The sequence below is a fragment of the Bosea vestrisii genome (assembly GCF_030144325.1).
Classification (GTDB): domain Bacteria; phylum Pseudomonadota; class Alphaproteobacteria; order Rhizobiales; family Beijerinckiaceae; genus Allobosea; species Allobosea vestrisii_A.
Genome location: NZ_CP126307.1, coordinates 3,109,823 through 3,130,367, shown reverse-complemented (window position 1 = coordinate 3,130,367; position 20,545 = coordinate 3,109,823). Strand labels below are relative to the sequence as shown.

The window sequence follows — 20,545 nt, the reverse complement described above, 5'->3', positions numbered from 1 at the left end:
AAGGAAATCGATTTCGGCGACCGACAGATCTGTTTGAGTATCGTTCGCCAAGGGAGCTTCGACCATTATGTCCCATGCCGTTTTCCTCCATGCCGCGGGCGATGCACGCGTCGCGCCGTTCAACCTGCGCGAGGGGGCGGCGGGGGAGACGTTGCTCGACGTCGCTGCCGTCGGGCTCTGCGGCAGCGATCTGCACTACTACAAGGATGGCGGCATCGGCTCGGCCGTGATCTCGACTCCCTTCGTCCCCGGCCACGAATTCAGCGGCTGGCTGACCGAGGACCTGCCGGAGCTCGGCCTGGCGCGTGGCGCGCTGGTTGCCGTCGATCCCAACCAGGCCTGCGGGCGTTGCGAGCATTGCCAGAGCGGCCATCCCAATCTCTGTCCCGAGGTCGTCTTCATCGGGGCTCCGCCGCATGATGGAGCGATGACCGAGCGGATCTGGGTGCCGAAGTCGCAGATCGTCACGGTGCCGGAAGCCTTCTCGCCCAGCGAGGCGGTCATGCTCGAGCCGCTCGGCGTTGCGATCCATGCGGTGGATCTCGCCAAGCCACGCCTGCTCGAGAAAGTGGCGCTGATCGGGTGCGGGCCGATCGGCCTGCTGATCCTGCAGGTGTTGCGGTCGGCGGGAGTCGGAGAGGTCCTCGCCTGCGATCCGCAGCCGCATCGCCGTGATCTCGCCCTCAAACTGGGGGCGAGCAAGGCTGGCGCGAGCGTCGCTGATATCGCCGAATGGACGAAGGGCGAAGGCCTGCCCCTGGTGATCGAGGCGACCAACGCTCCGGAGGGCTTTCGCGACGCCATCCGCGCGGCCCGCATCGGCGGCCGCGTCGTGCTGGTCGGCATACCGGACGGCGACAGCTATGTGATCCCGGCGGCCGAAGCCCGCAGGCGCGGCCTCAACATCAAGTTCTCGCGCAGGATGGGGCATGTCTATCCGCGCGCGATCGAGCTGGTGGCGCTGGGCAGGGTCGACGTCGAAGCCGTGGTCAGCCACCGCTTCACCCTTGCCGACGGGCCGGCGGCCTTCCGGCGCCACGCCGCCAACGAAGCCGGCATGGTGAAGAGCATGATCTACCCGGGCGGCTTGCCCGGCTAACTCCGTTGACCACGCTTCGCAGGCTCTGATGTGACCTATATCGGCATCGATCTCGGGACTTCATCGATCAAGGCCGTGCTGGTCGACGGCCGTCAGAACGTGCTCGCCACTGCAGTGCGAGACCTCACCGTCGATCGCCCTGCGCTGCTCTGGTCGGAGCAGAATCCCGCGGATTGGATCAGCGCCGCACTGGCTGCCCTGCATGGCTTGAGGGACGCCAGCCCCGAGGCTTTCCGCCGCTGTGCAGGCATCGGGCTGTCCGGGCAGATGCACGGTGCGGTCCTGCTGGACGAGCGCGATCGGCCGCTGCGGCCTTGCATGCTCTGGAACGATGGCCGTGCGGCTGCGGAATGTACCGAAATCGAGGCGGCCGAGCCGGACTCCCGGGAGATCACCGGCAACATCGCCATGCCCGGTTTCACCGCGCCCAAGCTCCTCTGGGTGCGCCGGCACGAGCCCGACATCTTCCAGCAAACCCGCCGGGTTCTGTTGCCGAAGGCCTATCTGCGGCTCGCACTGACGGGCGAAGCGATCGAAGACATGTCCGATGCGTCCGGAACGCTCTGGCTCGACGTCGGCCGCCGCGACTGGTCAGATCGGATGCTGGACGCGACCGGGCTCGATCGCAGCTTCATGCCCGAGCTTGTTGAAGGATCGCAGCCGGCAGGTCGCATGCGGGCCGAACTCAGCCGGGAGCTCGGCTTCGACGCGCCGCCCCTCTTTGCCGGCGGGGGCGGTGACAACGCCGCCGGAGCGGTCGGCCTCGGAGCCGTCGCACCCGGCACCAGCTTCCTGTCATTGGGGACCTCCGGCGTGCTCTGGCGCACGACCGAGCGCTTCGAGCCGCGCGCCGACAGCGCCGTTCACGCCTTCTGCCACGCCCTGCCAAACCGCTGGCACCAGATGTCGGTTCACCTCTCGGCCGCCGCCAGCCTGAGCTGGTGGGCGTCCGTTTCCGGGCAAGCCGAAATCGCGCTGCTGGGCGAGCTCGGCCAGCTAACGGAGCGCCCTTCGTCCGTGCTCTTCACGCCTTATCTGTCGGGCGAGCGCACGCCTTACAACGACCCGCAGATGCGTGGCGGTTTCGCACGCCTGGGCTACGAGACCGACCGCAAGGCCATGACCCAGGCTGTTCTTGAGGGTGTCGCCTTCGCTTTTCGCGAGGGCAAGAACGCGCTGGAGGCCGATGCTCTGCCGATCGCGGAAGCCATGGTCATCGGCGGCGGCTCGCGTTCGGATCTGTGGCTGTCCATCCTCGCTGATGTGCTGGATATGCCATTGTCGCGCTATCGCCAGGCTGAGACCGGCGCCGCATTCGGGGCCGCGCGCCTCGCCCGCCTGGCCTGCTCCGGCGAAGATCCGGAGGCAGTCTGCACGCCACCATCCGGCGATGTCGACATCTTCGCCCCGCGCGCCGCGAGGGCTGCGGCATATTCGGAACGCTACGAGATCTGGCGACGCGCAACGGAGGTCAGCCGCAGCCTCTGCTGACCGGAAGCGAATTTGACAGGAAATCGGGCAGATGCTCTTCATGTGAGCATCCGTTCAAACCTGTTGTTGCCCGATGCCCTCTCCGCACTCGCCTTTCGACCTCGTCATCCTCGACTGCGACGGCGTGCTCGTCGACAGCGAGGTCATCAGCTGTCGCACACTTGTCGATATTCTCTCGCCCTTCGATCCCAGCTATGATCTGGAGATGGTCATGCGCCGCTATCTCGGGCGGCCGTCCAGCGCTATCATTGAGGATTACGAGCGAATGACCGGCGGCCCGGCCTCGGCCGACTTCACTGCGGACTGGCGGGCACAGCTCTTCGCCGCGTTCGACAGCGAGCTCCAGCCGGTCGCAGGCGTCCGCAGTGCCGTCGAGGCCTTCGGAAGCGACTACTGCGTCGCCTCGTCCAGCGATGAAGAACGCATCGAGCTCTGCTTGCGAAAGGTGGATCTCTGGGATCTCTTCGCCGGGCGAATCTTCAGCACGACGCGTGTGAAGCGCGGCAAGCCTGCGCCGGACCTGTTCCTGCTGGCGGCCAATGAGCGCGGCGTGGCGCCTGAGCGCTGCCTGGTGATCGAGGACAGCGTCAGCGGGGTCACCGCAGCAAAGGCGGCGGGAATGACGGCCTACGGCCTGGCTGCCGGCAGCCATTTCGCCGTTCTTGACCAGCGCCAGGCGCTTCTGGCGGCCGGAGCCGACCGCCTCTTCGAATCCTGGCGAGAGCTGGCGCTCGCGCCGGTCGCCGGCTGAGGCTTCAATGGCCGATAATGACAGCGCCCGCCTCGACGATGCGGCCCGCGCCGGCTGGCTCTACTACATCGCCGGCCGTACGCAGGACGACATCGCACAGATCCTGAACATCTCGCGCCCGGCTGCGCAGCGCCTCGTCTCGCTCTGCCGCAGCGAGGGGCTGATCAGCTTCCGCATGAACCACCCGATCAGCACCTGCATGGACCTCGCCGCACGGCTGCGCGATCGGTTCGAGCTGTTGCATTGCGACGTCGCCCCGTCCGATGGCTCGGCGGAGACAGGGGCCGCCGGCGTCGCGGCACTCGGCGGCGTGCTGATCGAGCGCTGGCTGCGCTCGCGCAAATCGCTGGTCATGGCGCTCGGCACCGGCCGCTCAATGCGGGCCAGCATCGAGCGCGTTCCGGCGATGTCCTGCCCGTTACACCGGCTCGTTTCACTGGTCGGGACCATCTCCCCCGATGGTTCGGCCAGCCCCTTCGACACGCTGGTCAAGCTCGCCGAGATCACCAAGGCACAGCATTTCCCGATGCCGCTGCCGCTTTACGTGTCGAGCCCCGAGGAACGCGCCCAGCTCATAGAAATCGAATCGGTCAGGCGAATCCGCGCCATCGCCGGCGAGGCCGATCTCTGGGTGATGGGCATCAGCCAGATCGGCGACGACGCCGTGCTGTACCGCGACGGCTTCATGACGCGCAGCGAGCTGCTCGAGATGGTGCGCCACGGCGCCGTCGGCGAAGTGACCGGCTGGGTCTTCGACGCGGAAGGCCGCCTTCTCGACCGCGGCACCAATCTGCGCGTGACCAGCGTGCCGCCAGAGCCCGGCAGTGCCCGGCTGCGCATCTGCATCGGCCAGGGCCCGGCCAAGGTCGCGCCGCTGCGTGCCGCGCTGGCCGGCAAGATCGTGAACGGCCTCGTCACCGACGAGGACACCGCGCGCGCGCTCCTCGCGGACTGATCGCGTCCATCATCTCCCTCGTCTTTCCCCCGAACTGCAAGCTGCAATGGCGGCCGGCTGTCACATGCCCGTCACCAATGGTTGACATAGAGAGCCAGTGTGCGAGCATATGCTTAAACCAAGAGCATATGCTCATATAAGCTCGTGAGGGAGGCTTTACATGCGACCTTTCTATGGTGCGTTTGCTGGTGCGGGCGCTCTGCTGCTCGCGGGATTGTCTTCCGTCCAGGCAGCGACGGAAATCGAATTCTGGCACGCGATGAGCGGCACGCTCGGCGAGCGTGTCGACGAACTGGTCAAGAAGTTCAACGATTCCCAGAAGGACTACGTCGTCAAGGCGATCGCCAAGGGCAACTACGACGAGGTGCTGAACGGCACGATCGCGGCGTACCGCGCCAAGCGCCAGCCCGAGATCGTGCAGTCGAACGAGCGCTCCTTCCTCACCATGGTCAATTCCGGCGCCATCGTCTCGACGACCGAGCTGATGGCGCAGCAGGGCCGCCCGGTCGACGTCTCGAAATTCATTGCACCGGTGGTCAGCTACTACGCGATCGACGGCAAGCTTCAGGCGATGCCGTTCAATTCCTCGACGCCGATCCTGTTTTACAACCGCGACCACTTCAAAGCCGCCGGCTTCGACAAGCCGGGCGCGACCTGGCAGGAGCTCGAACCGCAGCTCGACGCGATCAAGGCCAAAGGCGTGTCGAAATGCGCGATGGTGCTGCCCGGCGACTATGAGTGGAGCTTCCTCGAGAACTACAGCGCGGTGAACGACATCCCGTATGCGACGAAGCGCAACGGCATGGACGGCCTCGACACCAGCTTCGTCTTCAACAAGGGCAAGCTCGTCGGCCAGGTCGAGCGCATGAAGCGGCTGGTTACATCCGGCGTTATGCAGCTCGCCGGCCAGGGCATCATCCCGATCCAGCTCTTCACCTCGGGCGAGTGCTCGACCATCATCGCCTCCACCGCGTCGCATGCCGCGGTCGTCGCCGCCGCGAAGTTCGACTGGAGCGCTGCCGAGCTTCCCTACGAGCAGGGCGTGACCCCGAAGAACAGCGTCATCGGCGGCGCCGCGCTCTGGACCCTGAAGGGGCATACGCCCGAGAAATACAAGGCGATCGCCGCCTTCTACGACTTCCTCGCGAAGACAGACACACAGGTCTGGTGGCATCAGGCGACGGGCTACGTCCCGGTCACGACCGCCGCCTATGATGCGGCCAAGGCGGAGGGCTACTATCAGAAGAACCCGACGCGCGAGATCGCCGTGGTGCAGCTGATGCGCGGCACGCCCAGCGACAACTCGCTCGGCTTCCGCATCGGCAACAGCAACCAGATCAACGTCGCGATCATGGAGGAGGTTTCGGCCGCCTTCCTCGGCAAGAAGCCGGTGCAGCAGGCGCTCGACGACGCAGTAGGCCGCGGCAACGAGGTGCTGCGCCGCTACGAGCAGCTCAATGCCGGCAAGAAATAGTACGGCGGCTCTTCCCGTCGCGGCTGGCGGTGGCGTTTTGCGCCTCCGCTGGCCGTTCCGGCGCCTGCTCCTCAAGGGCGGCGGCGACGGCCAGGCGGAAAGCGGGCTGAAGCGCGCGCATTTCCGGGACTGGCGCCTGCCGTTCTGGCTGCTCGCGCCGCAGCTCTTCATCCTGTTGCTGTTCTTCTTCATTCCCTCGATCAGGGCGCTGATCCAGGCCTTCCAGCTGACCGATCCGTTCGGCGCCACGACCCAGTGGGTCGGCTTCCAGAATTTCGAGCGGCTGTTCCGGAGCAGCGTCTACTGGTCATCGGCGCAGGTGACGCTGATCTTCACCATCGCGCAGAACGTGCTGACGCTGTCGCTCGCGCTGCTGCTCGCCTTCGCCTCGAACCACATCCTGCGCGGACGCGGCGTCTACCGCACCGTGCTGCTGCTGCCCTACGCCATCGCCCCGGCGATCGCCGGCATCATGCTCGCCTTCCTGTTCAATCCCCGGGTCGGCCCCGTCGCGCACATGCTGCAGGAGCTCGGCCTCGACTGGGATCCGAACCGAAATTCCTGGCACGCGCTAAGCCTGATCGTCATGGCCTCCTCGTGGAAGCACATCTGCTACAACTACATCTTCCTCGTCGCGGCGCTGCTTTCGGTGCCTCAGTCGATCCTTGAGTCCGCCTATCTCGATGGCGCGGGACCGATCCAGCGCTTCCTGCGCATCTCGCTGCCGATGATCACGCCGACGCTGTTCTTCCTGATCGTGATCAACTTCGTCTACGGGCTGTTCGAGACATTTGCCATCGTCGACGCCACGACCCTGGGCGGCCCGGCCGGCGCGACCTCAATCCTCGTCTACAAGGTCTACCAGGACGGCTTCGTCACGCTCGATCTCGGTTCCTCCGCCGCGCAATCCGTCGTGCTGATGGCGCTCGCCCTGTTCCTGACCTTCGCGCAGTTCCGCTTCGTCGAGCGCCGCGTGAACTACAGCGTCTAGGATCGCGATGAACGAACGCACGCCGATCATCGACGCCGTCTGCCATCTCATCCTGCTGGTGGGTGCCGCGCTCGTCTGCCTGCCGATCTACTTCGTCCTCGTCACCGGCTCGCTCTCGCAGCAGGAGATCATGCGGGTGCCGATGTCCTGGCTGCCGGGCACCGAGTTCTTCGCGAACATGCAGACCGTCCTGAGCACAGCGAATTTCGGCCGGCTGCTGCTCAACTCCTTCATTATCGCCGCCGGTATCACCATCGGAAAGCTGTCGATCTCGGTGATTGCAGCCTTCGCCGTCACCTATTTCCGCTTTCCCTTCCGGATGACGGCCTTCTGGCTGATCTTCATGTCGCTGATGCTGCCGATCGAGGTCCGCATCGTGCCGACCTACGAGTCGGCGGCGAATGTGGCACTGCCGCTCAACATTCTGGGCTCCTGGCTTGGCGTCCAGGCACTGGTCGATCTCGACTGGAATCTGGTCAACACCTATTCGGGCCTGATCCTGCCGCTGATCGCCTCCGCCACGGCGACCTTCCTCTTCCGCCAGTTCTTCCTGACTGTCCCAGACGAGCTTTGCGAGGCGGCGCGCATCGATGGCGCCAGCCCGTGGCAGTTCTTCCGGCTGATCCTGCTGCCGCTGTCACGCTCGAACATCGTGGCGCTGGCGATCATCCTCTTCCTGATGGGCTGGAACCAGTATCTTTGGCCGCTGCTGCTGACGACCGACCCGGCGATGGCCAATGCGGTGATCGGCCTGAAGAAGCTGATGCCGCGAGGCGACTCGTTGCCGACCTGGCATTTGCTGATGAACGCGGCCTTCCTGACGATGCTGCCGCCGACCCTCGTCATCCTCATCCTCCAGCGCTGGTTCGTGAAGGGGCTGGTCGACAGCGGCAAGTAGCAGTCAACCCGGACAACGGAATTCATCATGCGGATCATCGGCCATCGCGGCGCGCGCAATATCTGGGCGGAGAACAGTCTCAGCGGCTTCCGCAACGTCTGCGGTCTCGGCGTCGACGCCGTCGAGCTCGACGTGCATCTCTCGAGCGACAACGAGATCATGGTGATCCATGACCCGCTGCTCGAGCGCACGACGGACCATAAGGGGCCGGTCGGGGCCTTGAGCCGCGAGGCCCTGCGCAAGGTCAAGCTCCGCGATACGCTCAGCGAGACGATCCCGACGCTGCCTGCCGTCCTCGACGTCTTCGCGCCGACGACAATCGAGCTCGAGATCGAGATGAAGATGGATGCCTTCGGCAATCCCTATCCCGGCCTGCTCGACAAGGTGATCGCGCTGGTCAGGGAGCGCGGGCTCGCCGCGCGCGTCGTGCTGACCTGCTTCGTCCCGGAGGTCATCGAGGAGATCAGGGCCAAGGCGCCCGATATGCGCCGGCTCGCCTCGGTCGACCGCCGCTCCTGCGAGGCTTTCGGCGGCGTCGACCGGACCTTGAAGCGCTTCGTCGATCTCGGCTGCATCATCGCCGTCGAGCAGTCGCTGCTGCGGCTCGCTCTCGATCGCGCCGTCGCGATCGTCGGGCGCGACAAGCTCGGCGTCTGGGTGCCCAATACGGTTGGTGATCTCGACTACTGGCTCGGCCAGCCGGTGTCGCAGATCACCAGCGACCGCCCTGACCTCGCGCTGCAGCTTCTGGCGGCAAGGGCGAAGTGACGGGGATGGCCGTGGTTCTGTCACGTGCGGCACTTGCCGAGATCGGAGGAGCGGTTGCGACGCCGAGCTACCGTTCGGAGCAATTGAGCCCGGGCATCGTCCATATCGGGGTCGGCAATTTCCATCGCGCCCATCAGGCGGCCTATCTCGATGAATTGTTCGAGCGCGGGCTCGACCATGACTGGGCGATCATCGGCACCGGCGTGCGGGAAAGCGATGCCGAGATGGAGCGCGCTCTCGCCGCGCAGGATTTCCTGACCACCGTGGTGACGCAGGAGGCCGACTGCACGCAGGCGCGGGTGACCGGCGCGATGATCGATTTCATTCCGCCGGGCGACGGCGAGGCGATCCTGCAGCGCCTGGTCGATCCCCAGACGCGGATCGTTTCGCTGACCGTCACCGAGGGCGGCTACTATGTCGATCCGGCGACACAGACTTTCGATGCGAGCCACCCCGACATCCTCGCCGATGCCGAAGATCGTCTGGCTCGCCCGAAGACCGCCTTCGGCCTGATCGCCGCCGGGCTACTGAAACGGCGCGCGGCCGGCCTGCCGCCCTTCACGGTGATGTCCTGCGACAACCTGCCGGGCAACGGCCATGTCACGGCAGACGCCGTCACCGGCCTCGTCGATCTGATCGATCGCTCGGAGGCGGACTGGATTCGCGAGAATGTCGCCTTTCCGAACGGCATGGTCGACCGCATCACGCCGGCGACATCGGAGCAGCAAAGCCGGGCCTTGCGCGATGATTTCGGCATCGAGGACAGGCGGCCGGTCTTTTGCGAGGATTTCCGGCAATGGGTGCTGGAGGACCGCTTTCCAGCCGGGCGCCCTCGGCTGGAACAGGTCGGCGTCCAGTTCGTCGCCGATGTCGCGCCCTTCGAGCTGATGAAGATCCGCATCCTCAATGGCGGTCACGCGGCGATGGCCTATCCCGCCGGCCTGCTCGACATTCACTTCGTCCATGAGGCGATGGAGGATGCGCAGATCGCAAGCTTCCTGTCGGTTCTGCTCGATGAGGAGGTCATTCCCAGGGTTCCGCCGGTTCCAGGCACCGATCTGGCCGCCTACAAGCGCACGATCGAGCGGCGCTTCGCCAATCCCAAGATCGGCGACACGATCCGCCGGTTGTGCCTGGACGGCTCGAACCGCCAGCCGAAATTCATCCTGCCGACACTGCGCGATGCGTTGCGGGCCGACGGGCCGATCGACGGCCTCGCGCTCGTCGGCGCCCTATGGTGCCGCTACTGTTATGGCGAGACCGAAAGCGGGCAGCCGATAGCGCCGAACGATCCGAGCTGGCCGCGGCTGACGACGCAGGCGCGGCAGGCCAGGCACGCGCCGGAGGCCTGGCTCGCCATGCAGGATGTCTATGGCGATCTGGGGGAGGACCGGCGCTTCCGGGAGGCGTTCAGCCTGGCCTTGCAGAGAATCTGGCAGTCCGGAACGCGCTTGAGCATCGACGCCTACCTCACCTCGCGCAGTTCGTGACCGGCATCGTTAAATACCGCGGCGGACCCGCTTCCGGTTTACTCAACTTTCAGCCCTTACCCCGATCGCGGCTTGCTTCGTCGTGGTCGGCCAACCATCCCACCATTTCGATCGCGTGCTCGCGAATTCTCGGATCCCTTATTCGCCGAAAGGCCAAATCAAGTTCTTTAGATTGAGCTGCAAGTGGCTTTGATGCGTATCTCGCTTGCTCGCCATCGGCGAAACCGGCTGCCGCAATTGCTGAAGTGATGCCCGCGTAAAGTCTCTCCAAGGTTACGCGCAGGAACTTCGACAGTTTGTTTAGCGTTCCCTGACCGATCCGGCTCAACCCGCGCTCATAGCGAGCATAAAGCTGGCGACTGACCCCGATCGCCTCGGCGACCTCGCGTTGGCTCAGTCCCAGCTCAATTCGCCGATGCCTAAGGTGATGGCCGATCACGCGATCGAAAAAACCCTTCCCATCGCGCTCCATCGGCATTTCCTCGCGCTAGCCTCCATAGCGTGCATTCTTGCGATGTATTCAGTCAAGGGTTGAGTTGAGTCGGCGACGCCTTGGTTTATCCTGTCATGGCTCGACAGCCTTTCGGCTCTATATCTCCCCAGCACGTCGGCATCGTCAGGAGTTCACCATGGCCACCAACGCAGCCGGGAAGATCCATATCGGCATTGGCGGCTGGGTGTTCGAGCCTTGGCGCGGCGTGTTCTATCCGGACAAGCTCTCGCAAAAACGCGAGCTCGAATATGCCGCGAGCAAGCTGACCTCGATCGAGATCAACGGCACCTACTACGGCTCGCAGAAGCCGGAGAGCTTCGCCAGATGGCGGGCCGAGACACCCGATGACTTCGTCTTCGCGCTGAAGGGCTCGCGCTTCTGCACCAACCGCCGGATTCTGGCCGAGGCCGGACCTTCGGTCGAGAAGTTCGTGACCTCCGGCCTCAGTGAGCTCAAGGAGAAGCTCGGCCCGATCAACTGGCAGTTCATGGCGACCAAGGCTTTCGACCCAGCCGATTTCGAGGCGTTCCTGAAACTGCTGCCGAAGGACGTCGACGGCGTCACGCTGCGTCATGCCGTGGAAGTGCGTCATCCGAGCTTCCGCTCGCCCGATTTCGTCGGACTGCTGCGCGAGTACGGCGTCGCGGCGATCACCTCGGGCGATTCCGATTTTCCTGAGATCGCCGATGTGACGGCGCCCTTCGTCTATGCCCGGATCATGGGCACGAAGGAGGCCGAGCCCAACGGTTATCCCGCCAAGCAGCTCGATACCTGGACCGGTCGCGCCCAGGCCTGGGCCAAGGGCGGCGCGCCCGAGGATCTGGAGCTGGTCGCACCCGCCGCGAGCAAGATGCCGCGCGATGTCTTTCTCTATGTCATCAGCGGCGACAAGGTTCGCAATCCCGCCGCCGCGATGGCGCTGATCGAGCGGGTCGGAGGCTGAGCCCTATTCAGCGGCCTGGGCCGCCGGCTCCTGGCAGACATCGACCCATTGCGCACCGGTCAGCGCCGCCATCCGCTCGGGGCTGATGCGCACGGCCGTCTGTGTCGAGCCGGCGGCCGGTACGACCTCGTCGAACACCTTCAGCGAGACGTCGCAATAGACCGGCAGCGGGCTCGACAGTCCGAACGGGCAGACGCCGCCGACCGGGTGGCCGGTGATGGCGACGACCTCGTCGAGGTCGAGCATGCGCGGCTTGGCGCCGAAGGCGGCCTTGGTCTTCTTGTTGTCGAGGCGGGCATCGCCGCGTGTCACCAGCAGCACGACACGATCGCCGAGGCGGAAGGACAGGGTCTTGGCGATGCGGGCGGGCTCGACCCCAAAGGCCTCCGCCGCCAGCGTCACCGTGGCGCTGCTGCCATCGGTTTCGAGGATGGCGATATCGGGCGCGTTTTCGGCGAAGAAGGCGCGGACGGATTCAAGGCTCACGAAACACTCCTGCCGAAACGCCACCAGACAAGAGCTGCCACCAGTGCTGGCACGCCGAAGACGACGAGCAGGATCGGGGCCTCCTGCAGGAAGCTATAGCCGGCGCGGTTGATGCCGATGATCAGGTTGATCACCGAGGCGACGAACCAAAGCGGGATGAACAGCTTCATCGCGAAGACGATGGGGTGACGCCCGCCCGTGTTCAGCCGCGGTGCGATCAGGAGCAGCACGCCGAGCAGGGCGAAGCCGGCGGCGATGACCTTGACGGTGTGCATGCCGGCTTCTCCTTCGTCTCAGTGCCGGAAGTGGCGATGGCCGGTGAAGACCATGGCGAGGCCGGCCTCGTCGGCCGCCTTGATCACCTCGTCGTCACGCATCGAGCCGCCGGGCTGGATCACCGCGGTGGCACCGGCTTCGGCCGCGGCGAGCAGGCCGTCGGCGAAGGGGAAGAAGGCGTCGGAGGCGACGACCGCGCCCTTGGCCAGACTTTCAGGCACGCCGGCCGCCTTGGCCGCTTCGCCCGCCTTCCAGGCGGCGATACGCGAGGAATCAACGCGGCTCATCTGGCCGGCGCCGACGCCGACGGTGGCGAGGCCCTTGGCATAGACGATGGCGTTCGACTTGACGTGCTTGGCGACACGGAAGGCGAAGCGCAGATCGGCGAGCTCGGCCTCGCTCGGCTGCCGCTTGGTGACGACCTTGAGCTCCATGTCGTCGACCACGGCGTTGTCTCGTGCTTGGGCGAGAAAACCGCCGGAGACGGTGCGCAGGGAAAGGCCCGCTTTGCGCACATCCGGCAGGCCGCCGGTCAGCAGCAGGCGCAGGTTCTTCTTGGCGGCGACGAGCGCGATCGCCTCCTCGTCGGCGTCGGGGGCGATGATCACCTCGGTGAAGATCTCGACGATCTTCTTCGCCGCCTGCGCATCGAGCTTGCGGTTGAGCGCGACGATGCCGCCGAAGGCCGAAACGGGGTCGCAGGCGAGCGCTCGCTCATAGGCTTCGAGCAGCGAGCCGCCCTCGGCGACGCCGCAGGGATTGGCGTGCTTGACGATGACGCAGGCAGCGGTGCGGGCTGGATCGAATTCGGCGACGCATTCGAAGGCGGCGTCGGTGTCGTTGATGTTGTTGTAGGAGAGCTGCTTGCCCTGGACCTGGCGGGCGGTGGCGACGCCCGGGCGTTGCTCCGGCGTCCGGTAGAAAGCGGCCCATTGATGCGGGTTCTCGCCGTAGCGCATCGTCTCTGCGAGGCTGCCGCCGAGCGCGCGGAAGGCCGGCGAGGTGTCGCCGAGCTCGCCCGCGAACCAGTTCGAGATCGCGGCGTCATAAGCGGCGGTGCGCGAATAGGCCTTCTGGGCGAGCTTGCGGCGCAGCGTCAGCGTGGTCGCACTCTTGTGCGCCTCGAGATCGGCCAGCACGGCAGCATAGTCCGACGGCTCAACCACGACGGCGACGTCGTTATGGTTCTTGGCGGCGGCGCGGATCATCGCGGGACCGCCGATATCGATGTTCTCGATGCAGTCGTCATAGGGCTTGCCGGCGGCGACCGTCGCCTCGAACGGGTAGAGGTTGACGACGAGCAGGTCGATCGGCGCGATGCCGTGACCGAGCATCGAGGCCTGGTGCTCCGGATGCGAGCGGATGGCGAGCAGGCCGCCATGCACCTTGGGATGCAGTGTCTTGACGCGGCCATCCATCATCTCGGGGAAGCCGGTCAGGTCCGAGACGTCGGTGACGGCAAGGCCGGCCTCGGCGATCGCCTTGGCGGTGCCGCCGGTCGAGACCAGGGCGATGCCCAGGCGGGCGAGGGCGCGGGCGAAGTCGATCAGCCCGGTCTTGTCAGAAACGGAAAGCAGCGCGCGTTCGACGCGGCGGAGTTCGTTCGGCATGGGAGCGATGGATCCGGGGTTGATGGCGCGAGGCGCGAAAATGCTCGCGCGCCCTATCACGCCAAGGCTTTGCTGCAAAGCACAAGGCGCTGCAGCCTTGCCCTGCGGGGAGGTCAGAGCGGCAGATCGGGCTCCGCTTCAGCCCGTTCTTGCTGCGCTGTTTCTCCCCGGGACGAGCGCTGCGCAGGTGTACCGAGGCGGGCGAAACGCCAGATGATCTGCGGTGTCGCTACGGCGTCGAACTCGATGACGAGCTGCACGGTCTTGTGACGGCCGTCGGCGGCGGCGAAGAAGATGCTTTCCTCGAGCCCGACCCGCAGGCCCGACGCCTCGAAAGCCCAGATCTCGCCCGATGGCAGCGCCAGTAACGCTCCCTCGCCATCGCGGATCAGGCTCGGTTTGACGTTCGGGTGCAAATGGAAGCGCGCGATCGCCGGGAGGCTCGCCAGCGCTGCCGGCAGGCTGAACGAATCTTCGCCGGCAAGCTGGCTGCCATTACGAGCGAGCAACAGGCGGCGGGTATGGATGGTGCCAAAGGCGTGCCGATAGCCGTCATGGCTTGCCACCCATTCGTGCCCGTCTTCGTTGTCCTGGCGTGCGACGCGGACATCGACCGGGCCGGCGGTGATCCGCCTTTCGCCGAGAACCAGCCCGAAGATGGCACTGGAGCGGTCGTCCAGCGTCACGGTCGAATGGGCGGCGGTGGCGCGGGCCGCGAGCCTGAGCTCCGGCGTGCCGAAGCGGCTGGCGCCGCAGTTCACCACGATGCGCTGCGAGCCGGTCGAGAGTTCGAAGCTGAGGCAACCGGCATTTGCCTCGACCGAGTTCGCCCCGCGTGGCGGCGGCCCCGCCTCGACGACGACGATGCTGGTTCCGGCGCTCAGCCGATCATAACCGGAATAGGCGGCATGCTCGATCGGCCTGGCGCGGACATCGTCATAGGCCGCCAGCGTCGCCATCAGGTCGGGGGCGTCGCGCCCATGCCGTTGAACAGAGCGAGCGCGCCGTCGCCATGCCGGAAGAGCTTGAGATGCGGCATCATCCGGTCGATTGCCATGATGATGGCGCGCGGCGCCTCGAGCCCGCGCGCGGTAAAGGTCTCGCGCAAGGGCAGGAGATCAAGCAGCAAGTCGATGATGAGGCGGGGATTGCGGCTGAGATGACCGCCATCCGGCAGGATCTGCTGCTCCAATTCGTCGGAGAGCGCGATCTCGTAGCGGCGCAATCGCCGCTCCTGACCGTCGAGGCAGATGGCGGCAAAGCAGATCGCGATCAGGCATTGCAGGCGTGCCGCTCCCTCGACAGCACCGGCGAGCGCGAGCTGGAGCCGCTCCGCCGTCTGCGCGACATGGCGAATGAAGCGCTCGTAGAAGGCATGGTCGGCGCCTTCGAGCAGCAGCGGCGAATGCGACAGGAACGACATCAGCCGCCGGGCGATCACCGCCGGGCGCCGTGCGATCTCATCGCGGTCGTGCTGGCGGGCGATGAATTCATCGACGAGGGCGCGGGCATTGGCGCGCGCGATGGCCGTATCGGCGGCGCGCAAATGGCGCAGCCAGACGAAGCTATGCAGCGCCTCGGCCCAGGCCTCGCTCGGTGGCGTGACGAGGAAGGGCGATTCGCCATGGCAGTTCACGGTGCGGCCGGCGAGGGCGAAGTAGCCGGCATAGATGTCGCTCGCCGTGGTCGGATCGGCGGTGCGCAGGTCGTGCGGGGCGAAGAGCAGGCGGCTGGAGCGAAGCCGTCCGAACGGCCAGAGCGCACGTTTCGCCCCGGCAATCTGGCCGCGCGTCCGCCGCGCCGCCCTGCCGATGGCTGCTCGTGCCAGGCCTCCGCGCTCGGACCAGCCGCTCAATGAATTCTGCCGCCTCGCCGTCCCGCTACCGCCTCGGTGAGGCGAATCCCGATCAACTCATACCCTGTTCAGGCGACATGCGTAAAATCCCGCCCATCCCGAGAGACGCGGCGTCTCTCCGGCGAGCTGGTGCGGCAGCGTGCGCAATTCGCCCAGCGCTGTCAGCGCTTCGGCCTGTCCGCCGATCTCCACAGGTTCGATCGGAGCGCGCACGAAGCCGGGCGTACGCGCCAGGAAGGCCTCGATCTGCCCCTCGCCCTCCTCCGGCTCCAGCGAGCAGGTGCAATAGACCAAGCGTCCGCCCGGCCGAGTCAGCCGCCCCGCCTGCTCGAGCAGGCGGGCCTGCAGGGCGGTGAGCTTGGCGATATCCTCGGGTCGCTTGGTCCAGGCGACGTCGGGGTGGCGCCGGATCGTGCCGGTGGCGCTGCACGGCGCGTCGAGCAGGACAGCGTCGAACGGCTCCGCCTCAAAGGCAGTGGCATCGGCGACGACAATCTCGGCTTCCAGTCCGAGTCGCTCGAGATTGGCCCGGAGCCGGCGCAGGCGCGGGCCGGAACGGTCGACCGCAGTGACCTGCGCGCCCAATTGCGCGAGCTGCACGGTCTTGCCGCCGGGCGCGGCGCAGAGATCGGCGACGCGATCGCCCGGCCCGATGCCGAGCAATTGGGCTGGCAAGGCGGCTGCCGCGTCCTGCACCCACCACTCTCCCTCAGTGAAGCCCGGCAATCCGGTGACCGCCTCACGCCCGCGCAGGCGCACCGAGCCGGTCGGCAGGACGATACCGTCGAGCTTGCCGGCCCAATCGGCCGCGTCGGATTTCACGGTCAGATCGAGCGGCGGCTCCTGCGCATGGGCGGCCGCGATCGCCGTGACGACATCGGCGCCGTAGGTCTTCGTCCAACTCTCGCGCAGCCAATCTGGCGTGTCGGCGAGCGGATCGAGATCGGCGAGGATCGCCTCGCGCTCGCGCGCCAGTCGCCGCAGCACGGCATTGCCGAGCGAGGCGTAGCGCGAGGAACGGGCGTCCTCGTGCAATTGGCGGATGGCGAGGTCGACCGCGGCGTGATCGGGCACGTCGAGAAAGAGCAGCTGGGCGGCGGCGGCGACCATAATCGGCTCGAAGGGGCCGGATTTGCGCGGGCTGCCGCGTTCGAGCCTGGCGCCGACCACCTGGCGGATCGTGCCGAGGCGGCGGAAGGCGACGGTTGCGATCGCACGTGCCAGCCCGGCATCGGCCGGCTCAAGCTTAGCCGCCAGCGCCATGCGCTCAAAGGTCTCGTCGAGAGCGGTACCGGCGCGCAGCACCTCGTCGATCAGCGTAGCCGCCAGACGGCGCGCGCCGAGACCAGGTACATCGTCAGCCGGCGCGCGGTTTTCGTGGGAGGCTGCCATGTCAGCCCCAGGGCCCGGGTTCGCGCCCGCCGGCGAGAGGGTTTTGGCTCGCGCCGCCGAGGAAGCCGCCGCGATTTGAGGCTGCGCCCATGGCCCGCGCCTGCTCCATCAGAGCGGCGATGCGGTTGCCGGTGTCGGGATGTGTCGAGAACAATGAATCCATGCCGCGGCCGGAGAGTGGGTTGATGATGAACATGTGCGCCGTAGCAGGCTTCGCTTCCGCCGTCTCGTTCGGGATATGGGAAACGCCGCCGGCGATCTTGGCGAGGGCGTCGGCGAGCGCCACGGGGTTACCGCTGATCTCGCCGCCGATGCGGTCCGCCTCGTATTCGCGCGAGCGCGAAACCGCCATCTGGATGATGGTCGCGGCCAACGGGGCGAGGATCATCAGGGCGATCTGGACGATGGCGTTGGGACGATTGTCGCGCGAGCCGAAGAACATGCCGAAGGAGGCGAGGGTCGAGATCGCACCGGCCATGGTCGCCGTGACCGTCATGGTCAGCGTGTCGTGGTTCTTGATGTGGGCAAGCTCGTGCGCCATCACGCCGGCGAGCTCGTCATAGGACAGCGTCCGGATGATGCCGGTCGTTGCGGCTACGGCGGCGTTCTGCGGATTGCGGCCGGTGGCGAAAGCGTTCGGCTGGTCCTCCTGGATGAGGTAGACACGCGGCATCGGCATGTCGGCGCGTTGAGCGAGGTCGCGCACCATCCGGTAGAGATCAGGCGCGCTACGCTCATCGACCTCTTGGGCATTATAGACGGACAGCGCCAGCCGGTCGGAATTCCAGTAGCTGAACAGATTGGTCGCGACCGCGATGCCGAGCGCGATCAGCATGCCCCCAGTGCCGGCGAGCAGATAGCCGACCACGCCGAACAGCGCGGTGAGCGCCGCCATCAGCATGCCGGTACGGGCATAGTTCATCGAGAACCCCTTCTTGCGTCGTCGTTCCAGCGCGGAAACCCTCGCCGGAGTGCCGTTTCGTCGCTATGTGGTGGGGACGATGCCGATCCTGCAAGAGAATGGCCGATCATGAGCTCGCAGACGAAGACCGAAGACGCTGCTGCGATTGAGCCCGCAAAAGAGTTGTCGCCGGCGGCCCAGCGCGCGCTCGCCGAAGCTGAGGCGCGCCGCGCCGCGATCGACGCCAAGGCTGCTGGGCTCCGTCGCGAGAAGGAGGTCGCCGGCCGCGGCGGGCTCGAACCGGTGCGCTATGACGATTGGGAAGTGAAGGGGATCGCCAGCGATTTCTGAGCTGCGCAGACCTGACGGTTGCCAAGGGGGCCGCAGCCGGCCAAAGACGGAGCTGACTGCAACGGGCTTTGATCCAGCATGAGTGACGACAAGCGCCTCGAAGCCCTGCGGCGGCTCCTGACCGAAGCGCACCGGAAGCTTGGGCTGAAGCTCGGCTTCTCGCTCTGGGATGGCTCGTGCGTGCCGGCCGACTGGCCGGCGGACGGGCTGATGATCGCAATCCGCGATGCTGGCGTCGTCGCGGCGCTGCTGCGCAAGCCGAAGCTCGACACGCTGCTGCATCTGCATGTTTCGGACCGAATCGCGATCGAGAACGGCTCGATCTTCGATCTCGCGGCGGCGCGTCCGGACGGTAAGGTCGGCCGACTGGCGCGCGGCATTTCGAAGGCGGCGGTGTTTGACGTCGTGCGTCGCTTCATCTTCGCGCCGGGCACGGCGCCGCAGGCGGTTCAGCACATCAAAGGCGACGAGATCGCCCGCGACGGCAAGCCTGCGACGAACAAGGCCAATATCGCCCACCATTACGACGTCTCGAACGCATTCTACCGGCTCTTCCTCGATGAGCGCATGGTCTACACCTGCGCCTATTTCACCGAGGACCACGACGATCTCGAGCGGGCGCAGACCGACAAGCTCGAGATGATCTGCCGCAAGCTGCGCCTGAAGCCGGGGGACAAGCTGCTCGACATCGGCTGCGGCTGGGGCGCGCTGGTCTGCTACGCCGCGCAGCATTACGGCGTCGAGGCGCATGGCGTAACGCTGGCCGAGGAGCAGCTCAAGCTGGCGCAGGAGAAGGTCGAGGCGCTCGGCCTGCAAGACAAAGTCACGCTCCATCTCAAGGACTTCACCCAGATGGAGGGGGAGTTCGACAAGATCTCCTCGATCGGCATGTTCGAGCATGTCGGCATCCGCAATCATCCGACCTATTTTCAGGCGGCGAACCGGCTGCTCAAGCCGCGCGGGCTCTATCTGCATCATTCGATCTCGCGGCGTGCCAAGAAGACCGAGCGGGCCTTCAACAAGATGCCGGCCGAGTATCGCGCTCTGGTGCGCTATATCTTCCCGGGCGGCGAGCTCGACCATCTCGGCATGTCGATCGCCAATCTCGAGCGCTATGGCTTCGAAGTGCACGATGTCGAGGGCTGGCGCGAGCACTATCAGCGCACGACGCGGCTGTGGTTCGAGCGGCTGAACGCGAACAAGGCTGAGGCGGAAGCGGAAGTCGGGCCGGAGCGGACCCGGATGTGGCTGCTCTATCTCGCCGGCTGCTCGCTCGCCTTCGAGCGCGGCGGAGCGCTGATCAACCAGACGCTGGTGTCGAAGCGGCGTAAGGGACCGTCGGGCTTGCCGCCGACGCGGGCGGATCTGTATCGCTGAGCAGAGTCAGGACAGGCGCAGTGCGAGCGGGCGAGCGCTGAACGTCACGGCCTCGGCGCCTGCCTCGGCGCGGGCATAGTGCAGGGCATCGACCCGGCTGCGGAAATAGCCGCCGCCGCGACCATGCGTCTCGACCGCGATCCAGTGGCCCTCGCGATCGCGCCCGATCGCGAAATGCGGACGGGCAGGCGTGGCCATTGCGGGCGCAGGCGCGGCCGGCATGGCAGCCTCAAAAGAAACCGATCGTGGTGGCGAAGGCGAGGCCCGCACCGAAGACGATCGTCGAGGCGAAGGCCGCCTCGGCAACGGTGAAGAGCGTCTGGGCGTGGCTGGAGAGGACGGAGCGGGACAGCGTGAACATCGAAACCCCCAAGCGGATCGTGTGTTTCGATCTTGGAGGGCTCAGCGTTGTTTTCGCCGCAGCTCCTGAAAAATGCGAATGGCGCCCAGAGGGCGCCATGCAGGCTGTGCACCCGGGGGCGGAGCCTATTTCTTCACGAAAGCGTCGAGCTTGCCGTAATGTTCGGCCAGCAGATAGTAGAAGGTCAGGCGCGACTTGGTCTTGTCGGCTTTCATGTGGTCGCAGGTGGCTTTGACCGTGGCGTCGAGATCGGCGCTTTTCAGGCCAAGCTTCTTCTTCAGGAAGTTCTCGCGGACGCGTTCGAGTTCTGCGGGGTCCGAGCAGGCGACGTAGCGCGTATCGGGTTTGCTCATGACCAACGCATAAGACTTGCTCATGCCGGCGAAGGCGGCCTCGTTAAGAGGCTTCTTGGCGAACTTCTTGACGTCGGCGAGATGATCCATCGGGTACCCCTCTGAAGACATATCGGTTCGAAAGGCGCGCTGGACTCAGCGTTACGCCTTCGAAAACGATATCCGGCTTTTTTGTCGCAGGCGAGAGGCGGCGATGCGAAAAATCCCATTGTTTGTTCAGTGAATCCGGG

Annotated in this window: 23 protein-coding genes; 12 read left to right on the top strand and 11 right to left on the bottom strand. The window is 66.0% G+C overall.

Features of this window, described 5'->3' with window-relative positions; all coding sequences use genetic code 11:
* The first annotated feature begins 67 nt into the window (after nt 1-67).
* The 9 genes from QO058_RS15510 to QO058_RS15470 all read left to right on the top strand — a co-directional run bounded on the left by QO058_RS15510 (nt 68) and on the right by QO058_RS15470 (nt 9,917).
* Entirely contained in the window at nt 68-1,099 is a 1,032-nt protein-coding gene (locus QO058_RS15510) for a zinc-dependent alcohol dehydrogenase (RefSeq protein ID WP_284167223.1), read from the top strand.
* A 30-nt stretch (nt 1,100-1,129) separates the two neighbouring features.
* Entirely contained in the window at nt 1,130-2,590 is a 1,461-nt protein-coding gene (gene xylB, locus QO058_RS15505) for a xylulokinase (protein ID WP_284167222.1), read from the top strand.
* 73 nt (nt 2,591-2,663) lie between these two features.
* Nucleotides 2,664-3,341, top strand: coding sequence for an HAD family hydrolase (locus QO058_RS15500; RefSeq protein WP_284167221.1), 678 nt, complete (start codon nt 2,664-2,666; stop codon nt 3,339-3,341).
* A gap of 7 nt (nt 3,342-3,348) precedes the next feature.
* Nucleotides 3,349-4,296 carry a sugar-binding transcriptional regulator gene (locus QO058_RS15495; RefSeq protein ID WP_126112953.1) on the top strand — a complete coding sequence of 316 codons (948 nt, stop codon included), beginning with the start codon at nt 3,349-3,351 and terminating at the stop codon, nt 4,294-4,296.
* 160 nt (nt 4,297-4,456) lie between these two features.
* Complete coding sequence (locus QO058_RS15490) at nt 4,457-5,770, top strand: extracellular solute-binding protein (protein ID WP_284167220.1); 1,314 nt, start codon at nt 4,457-4,459, stop codon at nt 5,768-5,770.
* Complete coding sequence (locus QO058_RS15485) at nt 5,754-6,761, top strand: ABC transporter permease subunit (protein WP_432211937.1); 1,008 nt, start codon at nt 5,754-5,756, stop codon at nt 6,759-6,761. Before QO058_RS15490 ends, QO058_RS15485 begins: the two co-directional genes overlap by 17 nt.
* A gap of 7 nt (nt 6,762-6,768) precedes the next feature.
* Nucleotides 6,769-7,659, top strand: coding sequence for an ABC transporter permease subunit (locus QO058_RS15480; RefSeq protein WP_284167218.1), 891 nt, complete (start codon nt 6,769-6,771; stop codon nt 7,657-7,659).
* A 27-nt stretch (nt 7,660-7,686) separates the two neighbouring features.
* On the top strand, nt 7,687-8,427 hold the full coding sequence (locus QO058_RS15475; protein ID WP_284167217.1) for a glycerophosphodiester phosphodiesterase family protein: 741 nt from the start codon (nt 7,687-7,689) through the stop codon (nt 8,425-8,427).
* Nucleotides 8,428-8,432: 5 nt separating this feature from the next.
* The gene (locus QO058_RS15470) at nt 8,433-9,917 is read left to right on the top strand and encodes a mannitol dehydrogenase family protein (RefSeq protein WP_284167216.1); all 1,485 of its coding nucleotides are present in this window, start codon (nt 8,433-8,435) and stop codon (nt 9,915-9,917) included.
* Between the two features lie 49 nt (nt 9,918-9,966).
* On the opposite strand, the gene QO058_RS15465 is transcribed toward QO058_RS15470, so the two are convergent.
* The gene (locus tag QO058_RS15465; RefSeq protein ID WP_284167215.1) at nt 9,967-10,389 is read right to left on the bottom strand and encodes a helix-turn-helix domain-containing protein; all 423 of its coding nucleotides are present in this window, start codon (nt 10,387-10,389) and stop codon (nt 9,967-9,969) included.
* 157 nt (nt 10,390-10,546) lie between these two features.
* Between QO058_RS15465 and QO058_RS15460 the strand changes: the two genes are divergently transcribed.
* Complete coding sequence (locus QO058_RS15460; RefSeq protein WP_284167214.1) at nt 10,547-11,353, top strand: DUF72 domain-containing protein; 807 nt, start codon at nt 10,547-10,549, stop codon at nt 11,351-11,353.
* A 3-nt stretch (nt 11,354-11,356) separates the two neighbouring features.
* On the opposite strand, the gene QO058_RS15455 is transcribed toward QO058_RS15460, so the two are convergent.
* The 7 genes from QO058_RS15455 to htpX all read right to left on the bottom strand — a co-directional run bounded on the left by QO058_RS15455 (nt 11,357) and on the right by htpX (nt 17,894).
* Complete coding sequence (locus tag QO058_RS15455) at nt 11,357-11,839, bottom strand: YbaK/EbsC family protein (RefSeq protein WP_284167213.1); 483 nt, start codon at nt 11,837-11,839, stop codon at nt 11,357-11,359.
* The gene (locus tag QO058_RS15450) at nt 11,836-12,114 is read right to left on the bottom strand and encodes a hypothetical protein (RefSeq protein WP_284167212.1); all 279 of its coding nucleotides are present in this window, start codon (nt 12,112-12,114) and stop codon (nt 11,836-11,838) included. Before QO058_RS15450 ends, QO058_RS15455 begins: the two co-directional genes overlap by 4 nt.
* Nucleotides 12,115-12,132: 18 nt before the next feature.
* Entirely contained in the window at nt 12,133-13,725 is a 1,593-nt protein-coding gene (purH, locus tag QO058_RS15445; protein ID WP_284167211.1) for a bifunctional phosphoribosylaminoimidazolecarboxamide formyltransferase/IMP cyclohydrolase, read from the bottom strand.
* A gap of 113 nt (nt 13,726-13,838) precedes the next feature.
* Nucleotides 13,839-14,684, bottom strand: a complete 846-nt coding sequence (locus QO058_RS15440) for a heparinase II/III domain-containing protein (RefSeq protein WP_284167210.1) — start codon at nt 14,682-14,684, stop codon at nt 13,839-13,841.
* Nucleotides 14,684-15,580: a heparinase II/III family protein gene (locus QO058_RS15435; protein ID WP_284167209.1), complete on the bottom strand. Its 897-nt coding sequence runs from the start codon at nt 15,578-15,580 to the stop codon at nt 14,684-14,686. The genes QO058_RS15440 and QO058_RS15435 overlap by 1 nt, the downstream gene beginning before the upstream one ends.
* A 57-nt stretch (nt 15,581-15,637) precedes the next feature.
* The gene (locus tag QO058_RS15430) at nt 15,638-16,972 is read right to left on the bottom strand and encodes an RsmB/NOP family class I SAM-dependent RNA methyltransferase (RefSeq protein WP_284167208.1); all 1,335 of its coding nucleotides are present in this window, start codon (nt 16,970-16,972) and stop codon (nt 15,638-15,640) included.
* Nucleotide 16,973: 1 nt separating this feature from the next.
* Nucleotides 16,974-17,894 carry a zinc metalloprotease HtpX gene (gene htpX / locus QO058_RS15425; RefSeq protein ID WP_284167207.1) on the bottom strand — a complete coding sequence of 307 codons (921 nt, stop codon included), beginning with the start codon at nt 17,892-17,894 and terminating at the stop codon, nt 16,974-16,976.
* A gap of 108 nt (nt 17,895-18,002) precedes the next feature.
* Here htpX and QO058_RS15420 point away from each other — a divergent pair, with 108 nt between their 5' ends.
* On the top strand, nt 18,003-18,224 hold the full coding sequence (locus QO058_RS15420; RefSeq protein WP_284167206.1) for a DUF1674 domain-containing protein: 222 nt from the start codon (nt 18,003-18,005) through the stop codon (nt 18,222-18,224).
* A gap of 78 nt (nt 18,225-18,302) precedes the next feature.
* On the top strand, nt 18,303-19,601 hold the full coding sequence (locus tag QO058_RS15415) for a class I SAM-dependent methyltransferase (RefSeq protein WP_284167205.1): 1,299 nt from the start codon (nt 18,303-18,305) through the stop codon (nt 19,599-19,601).
* 6 nt (nt 19,602-19,607) lie between these two features.
* Here the strand turns inward: QO058_RS15415 and QO058_RS15410 are convergent, their stop codons facing one another.
* From QO058_RS15410 to QO058_RS15400, 3 genes are all read right to left on the bottom strand, one after another.
* Nucleotides 19,608-19,823, bottom strand: coding sequence for a hypothetical protein (locus QO058_RS15410; protein ID WP_284167204.1), 216 nt, complete (start codon nt 19,821-19,823; stop codon nt 19,608-19,610).
* A gap of 7 nt (nt 19,824-19,830) precedes the next feature.
* Nucleotides 19,831-19,962, bottom strand: a complete 132-nt coding sequence (locus QO058_RS15405) for a hypothetical protein (protein WP_284167203.1) — start codon at nt 19,960-19,962, stop codon at nt 19,831-19,833.
* Nucleotides 19,963-20,087: 125 nt separating this feature from the next.
* Nucleotides 20,088-20,405 carry a DUF2853 family protein gene (locus QO058_RS15400; protein WP_284167202.1) on the bottom strand — a complete coding sequence of 106 codons (318 nt, stop codon included), beginning with the start codon at nt 20,403-20,405 and terminating at the stop codon, nt 20,088-20,090.
* Nucleotides 20,406-20,545 lie beyond the last annotated feature (140 nt).